The sequence below is a fragment of the Neobacillus sp. SRL179 genome (assembly GCF_984799095.1).
Map to the genome: position 1 here is coordinate 4,077,537 of NZ_OZ481792.1, position 12,443 is coordinate 4,089,979.

A 12,443-nucleotide genomic window follows, 5' to 3' on the forward strand; every position below is an offset into this window, starting at 1 on the left:
TTTCCATATGTCTTATAAAAGATTTCTCGCTGCAGTTGCCCTTATGGCCTCAGTATTGATTATACTTGTCTCGGTGATTATGTACTTCATCGACCCTTTATTTCTCTATCGAAAATCTAAGCTTTACACCCCTCAATATATCGCAACAGAGCGGTATCAAATGCCTGGTTTAATTAACACCCAGGAGTACGATACCATTTTCACAGCCACCTCTATGGGGCGTAATTTTCGCGAAAGCTATGCCAATAAACAGCTCGGTGAAAAGACCTTTAATGCTTCTTTACCAGCTTCCACGGCAAAGGAACAGGAAATGGCAGCAGAATTAGCTCTACGCGATAAACCTAACTTAAAGCGCGTTATTTGGGAGTTGAATTATTACTCCTTTGCTGGAGACCCTGATTGGGTTATGGGACCGCCTAGTGACTTTCCAACGTATATGTATGATGAATCAAAAATCAATGATATCCGTTATTTATTTAGCTCCTATTCTGTTAATATTCTTTATAAAAATTTATTAAACAATAAAAAAGGGGATGCGAATTTTCGCGACATTGAAAGTCTTTATAAATTTGGACAGGTTGCCCGTGTTGAAACCATTGATTATGTTAAGGATGCTCTAAATGCTGTCAAGCCAACAGACCTGCCTAGTTTTGAAAAGTCAGATGTTCTGCTGCAGTCGTTTAAGGAAAATGTAATTCCGCTTGCCAAAAAGTATCCAAATACTACGTTTACTTTGTTCTATGCACCCTACCCGGTATACAATCATGTTAGCTTTTATAAAAAAAATCCGGACTATTTAACAGAACGATTGAAGTTTAAAAAGGAAGTGTTTGAGCTAACGCGTCAGTATCCAAATATTGAACTCTATGATTTTCAGGACTTTCAAGAAATAACCTTTAATATTGGCAATTATCAAGGGGATCAAGTACATTATTATGAGTTTATCAATAAATGGTTGATTGATTATATGGCTGCTTATAAACCGGTTCAATCCGAAGCAGAATATAATGCCAAGCTTGAGAACTTTAAAAAGCAAATTATTAACTTTCATATCAGTCAATTAAAAACCGAAAGTACCATTAAAAACGTTACTCCCTAGAATAATGGGATGTAAAAAAAGGCTAAACTCCCAAGAATCTGAAGAGTTTAGCCTATTTTATTGCATTACAGTATGTGACGTCACCCTTGATATAACTTATAGGTTTCGTAAATACTGTTAATAAAGGACTCAATCGAATAATGTTGTGAAACATAATGATGAAATTGATGGCCCATCTTAGCTAATTGTCCGGTTTTCTTCATGTTAACTGCTATTTCAATAGAAGAAACAAGTTCCGACTCGTCCACAATAAATCCGAAAGATTCGTTTGGAATCATGTCACGAACCCCGCCCACATCAGTAGTGATGACTGGAGTATTGGCCCTCCCTGACTCCAATAAAACAAGTGGAAAGCTTTCTGTTTGGGAAGTAAGCAATGTAATGTCTGCGATATGGTAAAATAGGTCGACATCTTCCCTGTGCCCTAAGAGATGCACATGCTCTTCAAGATTTTTTTCTTTTATCAGCTGTTGGATTTCGGCTCGAATCGGTCCATCCCCTATTAATAGCAGTTGTACCTCGGGATGATGCTTGATAACTTCTTCTACTGCCTCAATGGCAAGTGCATGACGTTTCACGGGATCAAACCGGGCCACCATGACAATAATGAAATCATTAATAGATAGGTTTATGTCTTCTCTGCATAATTTCTTTTCAACGGGTTGGCTGAAGTCAATTCCATTAAAAATAGTGGTAATTTTATTGGGTTTTACCCCAAAGCTTACGAGCATTTCCGTAAATCGCTTCGAGATGGCAAAATAATGGTCCGGTTTTTTTAAAACAGCTAAATTTAGTTTAGTAAATACTTTTCCCTTTATCCCTCTCCCAAGAAAGTCATTTCTTGGATCACTGTGCACAGTTGTCATCCACGTTACCGATGTAAACTTTTTCAAAAAATAGCCATACAGATTTGCTCTTGCCCCATGTGTATGAAGAATATCAATTTTTTCGGTCTTTATATAGGAAATCATTTTGGAAAGAACAGTTAGATCATATCTGGAGGATTGTTCAAATGTGACGGTATGAATCCCGGCTGCATGTGCCTTTTCTTCCATCACACCTTTTTCTAACAGTCCCAGTACAAATTCCTCCCGGTTGAGCCCGTTTAATAAGGAGAGAATATGTACCATTCCGCCCCCGGTTTCAGCGCCAGCATTTAAGTGCAACACTTTCATTCTTCCCGCCCCTTATTCTTCCCAGTGAATTTTTCATTGATGATTTTCAGCATAAATAAAGGTAAAGCGAGCATTCTCTTCCAACGGCTCGGCTGCTTAATTAACCGGTATAACCATTCTAAATTCATTTTTTGCCATATGACTGGTGCGCGTTTGACAGTTCCAGCAAGGACATCGAAGCTTCCACCCACCCCCATGAAAATTCCTTTTTCAAATTCTCTAATGTGTTCGGAAATCCATTTTTCCTGACGTGGAAAACCTAAAGCTGCAAAAATTAGGTCAGGCTGTTTTGCCCGTATTTCATTGGTAATTTCTGAAGACTCCTTAAAATATCCATCATGCCAGCCCGTTACTTGTAAGCCTGGATAGGCAGATTTTATATTTTCAACGGCCTTGTCAATTACCTCTTTTTTAGCCCCTAAAAAATATGCAGACCATCCTTTTTCACTTCCTGTTTTCAGCAGTTCTACTAATAAATCGTATCCAGCAATCCTTTCAGGAAGTGGTGTTCCTAATATTTTTGATCCTATGATGACGCCTATTCCATCCGCAATTACGTAATCTGCACTTTGCACGATGGAATGGTACTCACTCTCTTGGTTAGCGTACATCACGATTTCAGGGTTAGCTGTTACAACAAAGGTTTTTTGTTGTTCCTTAACAGACTTCTCTAATTTTTTTAGCAGTTCATTTTTAGTTATATTATCAAAACTCAACTTTAATATGTTAATATTATTTGATGCCATTAATTTCATCTCCACATAATAAAAGGTTAATCATTTTGTATGGCCATTTTTAGACCATCAGCTTCCGAAATTCAATTATATTCTATCAAATAATTTATGACAAATAGCTTTATTAGTAGTATTTGTTAACTTGACGTTGTAATCCCAGTAAAATATACTTTAAAACGATAAACTGTTGAAGAATAATAGCGGAAAAACATCCAACTTTAGAAAAATGAGGAATGGGAACTGACGATGAAAAAAATCATGTATATTCTAAATTACACGGGCGATGGTGGAACAGAAAAATACGTTTTAAATTTAATGTCACATCTCGGCAAGGACCGCTGTGTTTTTGTCTATTCCGAAGAAGGACCATTTTTAAATAAATTTAAAGCACTAGGGGTTCCCATCTATCAAGTCACTATGCGTGGTCCGTTTGATACGACTGCCGCATCAGAAATTAAAAAGATTGCACAAAAAGAAAGTGTCAGCTGTATCCATGCACAATTTTTAAGAGAAAATTATATTGCCCTTCTTGCTAAAATGCTAGGAGCTAGAGTGAAGGTCGTCTGGACTTATCATGTCAATGTGCCCATGTCTTCTGTTATTAAAGTGACGAATCGCTTTATGACAAAATTAAATCATAGAATTATTCCTGTTGCCGAATTCATGAAACAGGAACTTTTACAAAAGGGTGTCTCTAAAGATAAATTAACGGTAATATATAATGGTATTAAAAATCCTCATATCGACTTATCGAAAAAAGAAGCAGTTCAAGAAAAAATTATTTCGGTGATTGGACGTTTAAGTCCTGAGAAAGGGCATAGGTTTCTATTTGAAAGCTTAGCCCTATTAAAAACTAAACGTCCCAACTTGAATTGGAAGCTGCATATTATTGGGGACGGCATTTTAAAACAAGAACTCGTCGAGTTGGCCAATCATTTAAAACTGGAATCCAATATTATTTTTAAGGGTTTCGTTAATACTATGGATACCGAGTATATTAACAGTGATGTGATAGTCCTTCCATCCGAAAACGAGGCTTTTCCTTTTGTTGCCATTGAGGCATTAGCATTCGAAAAACCGGTCATTTCAACCAATGTAGGCGGCCTGCCGGAAGTAATCAGACATAATGAAACGGGGATGCTGGTTTCGTATGGGGACGTCCCTGCTTTGGCAGAAACGATTAGCGTTTTGTTGGAGAACGAGGTTTTGTCATCCAAATTAGCTAAGAACGGCAAAGAATTTTTCTTAAAAAATCTTACTTTTGATAAAATGTTAAAGCAAACATTGGCTGTTTACGAATAAGCGAACGCATCAAAACAGTCCAAATTCTAAAAATTGAGGTAGTAAAGAATGAACTTTATTTTTAACAGATTTTATTCGCTTTTATTAGGTACTTTACTGATTATCGTGGGATTATTTTTTTCTAATCAATATGTAGGCATGGTTGTGTGTCTGTTATTAGCAACAGTCGTCTTTTTTGATGAAAAACTTGCCATTCTATTTCTGATCATCGGCATTCCCATCCGCCCATTTTTAATCGTTTATAACACGGGCTTTAAATTTATTGGCGATATCCTCATTCTCGTCCTTCTATTTAAAGTTATTTGGGATCACCGCCATCAAATTCGGCGATTATTTCAACTTAACCTGCTTGAAATATCCTATATCCTATTCATGGTAGTTGGCTCTGTTTCTGCACTCATGACGGGGGTCACAATTCCCGCGATTGTCATGCAGGTCCGTGCCTTTTTATTGTTCTTTATCCTTTACTATATCGTTAGGAGAATGAAGGTAAATCAAAAAGATGTTTACGATTTTGCACTCGTGACCTTTATCATGGCGATAATATTATCGATCCAGGGTATTGTGGAGAAGATTTCAGTCCGGACCGTTTGGCTCCCTCAGGCTTGGCAAGATATTGAGTTAGCCATAACCAATAAATCGCGCGTGTATGGTTTAATCGGCGGGCCGAATGAACTGGGACTTTACTTACTTATTTCATTTATGATAAGTATTTATTTATTGAACAACATCAGCGGAAAATACAAATGGCTGATTTACGCTGGCATGACATTAATTTTCTGTGTATTCCTGCTGACCTACTCAAGAGGTGCTGTACTAGCCCTAGTTGCCTTCTTAGTCATTTATATACTCGTTAACCGAAAGATAAGCCACTTTAAAGAACTTTTCCTCATTGGTTTAACGGCAGGGGTTTTGTTTTTTGCCGTGACTAGCTTAACCAATTTAGTAGAAGAAAAAATGGCGGATGAAAATACACCTGGTCAAGTGGCTAAAAATCCAAATAAGTCACCGAATAACTCCAAAACCGAGAATGGATTAAATCGTTTTTCCGGTGCTTTTTCTGAGGAGAATGTGGAACTCAGTACACAAGATGGACGAGTTTTTTATGTAAAAAAATCAATTGAAGTATTTAAAGACCGCCCCATCATGGGTTATGGCTTTGCTACTTTCGGAGGAGCTGCAACACAAACATACTCCTCACCTATATACAAGCAGTATGGAATTGGGTGGAATTTCTATTCGGATAATCAATACATTCAAATCTTAGCTGAAACGGGAATCATTGGAACATTACTAATTGCATTGTTCGTGTTTGCTTTGTTTAAAATAACCTGGGCACTCCGCAAAGGCTACCCATTCTCCCCATTGCTTATGTTCTTCCTAATTGGCGGCGTTACAAGTGGGGTTGTGTATAATATTTTAGAAAACGATGTATTTATGATGTATTACTTCCTTACGCTCGGATTTGCTTACCACTACTTAAGTAAAAAGCAGTCCAGCCATTCCTAAATATATAAAAATAGAGACCCTCTAAATGAAAGATGTTTTTCCCCTGTTAAAGGGTTCAAATGGGGGGTCTCTTTACTTATTTGAAAAAGAAAGGGCCGGCCGATGAAAAAAATACTAATTGCTATCGATAATTTAGGCGGGGGCGGAGCTGAAAAAGTCCTGCTTAACCTATTAAAGCATCTTAATAAAGATAAGTATCAAATTACCTTATTACTTTTATTCAAAGAAGGAGTTCATTTAAACGAGGTTCCAAGTCATGTGGAAATCCGATCTGTTTTTGGTCCAACAAGCAACCTTGCTAGGCGATTGATTTATAAATGGGTTAAATACATGCCAGCTGAGCGATTGTATAAAAAATACGTTAAAGATACATTTGATATTGAAATTGCATTTTTAGAAGGGACAACCACCAAAATAATTTCCGGATCCACCAATCCCCTTTCCAAAAAATTAGCCTGGGTTCATACGGATTTATCTAATTATCACTGGACCGTTCATTATTATCGGGGAGACGAGGAGGAACAAAGACAATATAAAAAATTCAACCAGATTGTTTTTGTCTCAAATGATGCCCAAAAAGGATTTGAAAAAACCCTCGCTATTCATGAAAATTTAACCGTCATATATAATCCAATTGATGCCGAGGAGATCATTAGAAAGTCTAGCGAAGAACTGATTGTCAACAATAAATTAACGGTTATTTCTGTTGGAAGATTTATTATCCAGAAAGGATATGATCGATTAATAAAAATTCATGCCCAATTAATCAAAGAAGGAATCGACCATGATCTGGTGCTAATTGGTGAAGGGGAAGAAAAAGAAAACTTGCAACAGTTGGCTCAGCAATTAGAGATAACAAACAGTGTACAGTTTCTTGGTTTCCAAACCAATCCCTATAAATTTGTCAAGGCCGCAGATATCTATGTCAGTTCGTCTAGGGCGGAAGGTTTACCATTAGTGGTCGCCGAGGCTTTAATTTTGGGAAAACCTGTCTTAAGTACGCGCTGCAGCGGTCCGGTGGAGTTACTCGAAGACGGAAAGTATGGGATGATTGTTGAAAACTCTGAGACAGGGCTATATGAAGGATTAAAACAGTTATTACTAAATTCAGATGAACGAAAAAAATACGAACTTCTGTCTGAACAGCGAAAAAGCTTTTTTAATATTAATCATATCATGGCTCAAATTGAAATTTTAATTGATAATTAATTTTCCAAAGGAAGGAACAAGTGAGAAATGGAACCAAAAGTAAGTATTATTGTTCCCGTATACAATGTTGAACGTTATCTTTCAAAATGTATTGACAGTATTCTAAATCAATCATATAAAAATTTAGAAATCATCTTAGTAAATGATGGATCAACCGACACAAGCGGTGCAATTTGTGACGAATATGCAAGGAAAGATGACCGGGTAAACGTATATCATCAACCCAATAGCGGTGTGGCAGCGGCACGTAATTTAGGAATCGATAAGGCAAGTGGTGATTACATAGGTTTTGTTGATAGTGATGATTGGCTTGAATCTGATATGTATGCATATTTAGTAGACTTGGCCAATACCAATAAAGCAGATTTGGCGATGTGTGGTTATTACGTGAATAATGATATCGATCCGACACTAACTTCAGATAGTCAACCACAAATTCTGTCCCAAGATATTGCCATTGAAAGGTGTTTAGACATAAACTATTTTTCTCTGGGCGCTAGTATTTGGAATAAACTATTTAAGCGCAAGCTCATTAAGGATCAACAGATTCAATTTAACACTAGCCTGGTAATCGGTGAAGATATGTTGTTTTTATGTCGTGTTATTATCCAAAGTGAACGGATTATTTATTCACCCGTCCCTAAATACCATTATGCCGTCAATGATACAGGTGCCATTAATATGAAATTTCATGCCAAGAAAGTATCAGTGATTGATGCACATAATAAAGTAGAAGAGTTAGTTAAAACTAGATACCCACAATTAGTTTCTGTGATCCGGAAAAGATCAGCCATTAACAGTTACAATTTACTCCGCCAAGCAATGGCCAGTACTTTTAATGATCGACAAGTCATTCAACGCTTTCAGAAAGAGATTAGGCGAGAGTTTCTTCACGTACTAACCTATAAAGGGCTTTCCCTAACAGATAGAATTATGTTTACTCTGCTAACCGTTAATCCTGGTTCATATAGACAGCTCAGATCTGTGATAAAAAGATAAAGTTCTTTGAACTTTAAGGTAATAAAATTGAATTTGTTTACTGATTATGGAATAATAGTCGTGGGATTTTAATCGTTATCCTATAATGGCTGGTATAATACCCCATAATTTCAATCAAAATAACAATAATCCTTCTAAAGGAAACACATAGAGGAGTTAAACAAAAATGATAGATACAAGCAACAATAGAGATTCTTTAAATGAAGTTAAAAAAGTCTTAATTGAGATGATGGAAACCATCAAAACCATTTGTGAAGAAAATAATATACCTTACTTTTTATCAGACGGCACCCTCCTTGGCACTGTTCGACATGGAGGCTTCATTCCTTGGGATGATGATATTGATGTTGGCATGCTGAGAAAGGACTATAATCGGTTCAAAAAAGTGGTTAAGTCCAGTCTTCCTGACATTTATAAGGTGGAAACCTATCGCCTCAATACACATGGAAAGCATAATTGGTTAAAGGTAATGTACCTAGAAGACTTTAAATGGGTAGATTATGATGGAGTAAGCCACCAAGGTATTTCAATTGATTTTTTCCCATTTGATTATGTTCCTGAAAGAGGTCAGCTAAGTTTACCAGGCCGATTATTTAATCGTCTGTCAAGAATTTACTATCCAAAGGTTATAGACGGACCCATGCCGGTTGTCCGCTTTGTTTTAAATCGATTAAAATTATATAACCTTTATAGCCCCTTCAATAAAAAAACGAAAACGATCACCTATGGCTTGGAAACTCCTTTTTATGGGTTTGCCTATTTTGATTATGATGAGATTTTTCCGTTAAAAACTGGCCTATTTGAGGGCCGGGAGTTTACTATTCCCAAAAATCCGGATCATTATTTAAAAAATGTATATGGGGATTATATGAAAATTCCCGATGAAGAGGATAGACAAATTCATTATTATAATTTAGGATTCTCGGAATAAAAAAAGGACTGCTATGTGAAGTTCTCTCCCTGAAGGAAAGGTTTACTATGGAAAAATCAATTGCGAGAAATATTTTTTATAAATTTATCCTTAATTTTTTTAATTTAGTTCTGCCTGTTATCATCGGACCATATGTTTATCGATCCTTAGGGGATTCCTCTATGGGTTTGGTCAACTATTCGGAAACCATTTATAACTACTTCTTTATCTTTGCTACCTTTGGTGTTCATCAGTATGGACTACGGGAAATTAGCCGTGTGAAAGAGAATAAGGAAGAGCTCAGTAAGTTGTTTACTAGTATGTTCAGCATTACCTTTGTCACAAGTATTACGGCTGCCATTGTCTTTTTTATTTTTTCATATCTTGGCTTCGGTGATGATAAAATCTATCCCGTGATGCTTATTTTTGGACTTAGCCTATTAGTCAATCTCTTCCATGGCGATTGGGTTAATGAAGCCCTCGAAAATTTTGATTTTATTACCATAAAAGCGATTATTATCAGGGTGATTTATGTCGTACTGTTATTCTTAATAGTCCATAACTCCCATGACTTTAAACAGTATGCGTTTCTATTAATGCTGTCAACATTCCTAAATAATATCGTCAGCTTCTTTTATATTAAAAGAAAAATTAAGTTTAATTTTAAAAATGTTACCATCCGCGAACACATACGGCCGTTGATTTTAGTTGTTATATTCTCAAATGCCAATATCCTATATACTCAATTGGATCGAATTATGTTAGGAACCTATGTAAATAAAAAGGTTGTTTCCTATTATGGCATGGCCCAGCAAATTACAGGAATTATTAACTCGCTGATTTTAAGTGTCATTAGTGTAACCATTCCCCGCCTCTCTTTTTTATCAGGTAATGACGATGAGGACTCTTATATCAATTTGCTAAATACGATATCGAAGGTTTATTTTGCGGCACTGTTTCCTGCAGCAATCGGAATGTTGATTATTTCTGATATGGGGGTAGTGATCTATGGAGGCCATGAATTTGAACCAGCAGGTCCTGTTTTAGCTGTTTTCTCCATTTATATGATTACTGTTGGAATTGAATCCATTTTTGCTAACCAAATTATTTACGTTAAGAAACGGGAAAATACACTTGTAAAGCTTATTTTCCTTTGCGGCTTTGTGAACTTCGTACTGAACTTCATATTTTTAAAATTAGATATCTTCACTCCTGTAACAGCCATTTTTACGACTACTTTGGCGACTGGTTTGTTAATTGTTTTACAGTATATTTTTATTAGAAAATATATCGGCGTGAACTATAATTTATTTCAATATTCCAAGCTCAAGTATTTGTTTTACTCACTCCTTTTTATCCCGATTTCATATGGGATTCGGTTATTTATATCAAACACAGTTTATTTATTTATTATCCTGATTGTTGTCAATGTGATCGTATATGCAGGCATTTTATTTATCACAAAAGACGAAGTTCTTCACATATTTATAGATAAGCTATTACGACGGAAAAAAAAATAAGATAAAAACACACCCGTTCTTACACTGAACGGGTGTGTTTGTTTATCTTATTTCATCGAACCATCGGAGTTAAAATAATACCATTTCCCTCCGATATTGGACCAGCCTATGACCATGGCACCACTATTATTTAGAAAATACCATTTGTTTTTATCAAGAATCCAGCCTGTTTTCATTTCTCCACTAGACGCCATAAAGTACCATTTATTTCCTGTATAGACCCAATTTGTTTTCATTGCGCCGCTGTTACTTAGGAAATACCAATAACCACTCGAAGAGATCCAGCCTGTCTGCATGGCACCACTGCTATTAAGGAAGTACCAGTCCCGACCATCTTTAAACCAGCCTGTGACCATTCCGGTGGATTTTATATAGTACCATTTCCCTCCATCCAGAACCCAGCCCATCTTTGGGGTGCCTTCATTATCTAAAAAGTACCATTTATTATTATCAAAAAGCCATCCCTTTTTCGTTTTGAGTGAACCGTCCGTACCGAAATAATAGCTTCTTCCATCTATTTCCTTTATACCGACCTGCATATCACCGTCAGGATTTAGATAATATTTAAGCGTACCAATGGTGTACCAGCCCGTAATCATCCACCCATCTTGATCAAATGCATACCACTTTCCAGCAATCTGCTTCCAGCCTGTGACCGGTTTACCATTTTCATTGAATAACCACTTTCCGTCAACCTTTTTCCACCCATTCAATTCAGGTGTAGTAAAGGAAACTTTAAGGGTATTTAATGATTTATTTTTCCAGGCATCAACTGCCGAAATAACCCAATTATACTTCGTATTCGGGGTCAAATTTTTGATTTCCAGTGTCTGCTTCCCAGTTGTCTTGTTATCTAAAAGATTAACATAATTTGTATATACCATTTGCCCATCTTGGATGATATTATAGTGGTCGATGTTCGACTGGTCTATTGCCGCATCAAATGACAAAGTAACCTGTTCGCCACTACTGTTTTTATCAATAGTTACATTTGAACCAGGTTTAAAAAATGGTCTATCCGTTTCACCATAGCTCTTCACATATGGTGTTTTTACCGAGAAGGATTGAATATCCGTATGATTAGTAAATTCTCTAGCTCTAATCTCAACATGGTCCGAATATACATTTACCAGCAATCCCTGTGATGTAGCAGCATACCCAGTATCAGTCCATCCGTAGGCAACGGAGCCCGCATTTACCATCGTAAAGCCATTCTGGTAAATCGTTCTTTGATGGTTTAGTAAATAATGCGAGTGCCCTGAAAAGAAAATAACCTGTGGATATTGTTTCAGAATATTAAACAACCTATCGTCGTTAAACCCTGCTCCCCAGTCTTCACTGCCATAAACCGTGTTATCAATGGGTTGATGAAGGAAGACAAAAACAGGCTTTGCAGGGTCAGTATCTTCGTCTAGTGTATATTGCAGCCACCGGTATTGCTTGTCAGAAAGCAAAGCGTGGTCGTCACCATCATCAGGGAATCCCTCAGAACCCAACGTAATAAAATGATAGCCCTCCACCCACTTATCAAAATACAGGGCTGGCATGCCTGTCTTTTCTATAAATCTATGCTGGTAGATTTCAGGGTTAAATCCTGGTGTATACACACCATCAAAATATTCATGGTTTCCTATTGCAAAAATTTTTTCTGCATTTTTGATTCCATTTAAATCTACTATTCTATTAACTTCATCGTATTGAGACTCCAGCCCATAGCCCGTCATATCGCCTAGTAATACTAAAGCCTTATAGTCTTGGGATATCGTCTTCATATCATTAAGTGCCCTAACTAAGTTCCCCTTCTCATACTCGCCGCCAAGATGAATATCACTCAGTACCGGAAATTGTAAAAGCGGTTTGTTATTTGTACTAACCGGCTCCTCAGCATGAGCGATGCTCAATGGTTTCAAACAAACTATCAATACCATCGATAAGATCGTCAGAAACTTTATCTTATTTCTATGCATATATTCTCTCCTAACCCAA

General features: G+C 36.7%; 10 protein-coding genes. 7 read left to right on the forward strand and 3 right to left on the reverse strand.

Features of this window, described 5'->3' with window-relative positions; translation table 11 throughout:
- Positions 1-7: 7 nt before the first annotated feature.
- A complete protein-coding gene (locus AC4E8C_RS20235; RefSeq protein WP_490208427.1) occupies positions 8-1,099 on the forward strand; it encodes a hypothetical protein in 1,092 nt (363 codons plus the stop codon).
- An 80-nt stretch (positions 1,100-1,179) separates the two neighbouring features.
- Here AC4E8C_RS20235 and AC4E8C_RS20240 read toward each other — a convergent pair whose 3' ends face one another.
- Together AC4E8C_RS20240 and AC4E8C_RS20245 are read right to left on the reverse strand one after the other, a co-directional pair.
- Positions 1,180-2,274, reverse strand: coding sequence for a glycosyltransferase (locus AC4E8C_RS20240; RefSeq protein ID WP_490208428.1), 1,095 nt, complete (start codon positions 2,272-2,274; stop codon positions 1,180-1,182).
- Positions 2,271-3,020, reverse strand: a complete 750-nt coding sequence (locus AC4E8C_RS20245; RefSeq protein ID WP_490208429.1) for a WecB/TagA/CpsF family glycosyltransferase — start codon at positions 3,018-3,020, stop codon at positions 2,271-2,273. The genes AC4E8C_RS20240 and AC4E8C_RS20245 overlap by 4 nt, the downstream gene beginning before the upstream one ends.
- 234 nt (positions 3,021-3,254) lie before the next feature.
- On the opposite strand from AC4E8C_RS20245, the gene AC4E8C_RS20250 reads away from it, so the two are divergent.
- From AC4E8C_RS20250 to AC4E8C_RS20275, 6 genes are all read left to right on the forward strand, one after another.
- Positions 3,255-4,310, forward strand: a complete 1,056-nt coding sequence (locus AC4E8C_RS20250; protein WP_490208430.1) for a glycosyltransferase family 4 protein — start codon at positions 3,255-3,257, stop codon at positions 4,308-4,310.
- Positions 4,311-4,358: 48 nt separating this feature from the next.
- Positions 4,359-5,819: an O-antigen ligase family protein gene (locus AC4E8C_RS20255; RefSeq protein ID WP_490208431.1), complete on the forward strand. Its 1,461-nt coding sequence runs from the start codon at positions 4,359-4,361 to the stop codon at positions 5,817-5,819.
- Between the two features lie 102 nt (positions 5,820-5,921).
- On the forward strand, positions 5,922-7,028 hold the full coding sequence (locus AC4E8C_RS20260) for a glycosyltransferase (protein WP_490208432.1): 1,107 nt from the start codon (positions 5,922-5,924) through the stop codon (positions 7,026-7,028).
- A gap of 27 nt (positions 7,029-7,055) precedes the next feature.
- Complete coding sequence (locus AC4E8C_RS20265; RefSeq protein ID WP_490208433.1) at positions 7,056-8,027, forward strand: glycosyltransferase; 972 nt, start codon at positions 7,056-7,058, stop codon at positions 8,025-8,027.
- A gap of 166 nt (positions 8,028-8,193) precedes the next feature.
- On the forward strand, positions 8,194-8,958 hold the full coding sequence (locus AC4E8C_RS20270) for a LicD family protein (protein WP_490208434.1): 765 nt from the start codon (positions 8,194-8,196) through the stop codon (positions 8,956-8,958).
- Positions 8,959-9,005: 47 nt separating this feature from the next.
- On the forward strand, positions 9,006-10,457 hold the full coding sequence (locus AC4E8C_RS20275) for a flippase (RefSeq protein WP_490208435.1): 1,452 nt from the start codon (positions 9,006-9,008) through the stop codon (positions 10,455-10,457).
- A gap of 47 nt (positions 10,458-10,504) precedes the next feature.
- On the opposite strand, the gene AC4E8C_RS20280 is transcribed toward AC4E8C_RS20275, so the two are convergent.
- Positions 10,505-12,424 (reverse strand): metallophosphoesterase, encoded by a 1,920-nt coding sequence (locus tag AC4E8C_RS20280; RefSeq protein ID WP_490208436.1) that lies wholly within the window; start codon positions 12,422-12,424, stop codon positions 10,505-10,507.
- Positions 12,425-12,443: the final 19 nt, after the last annotated feature.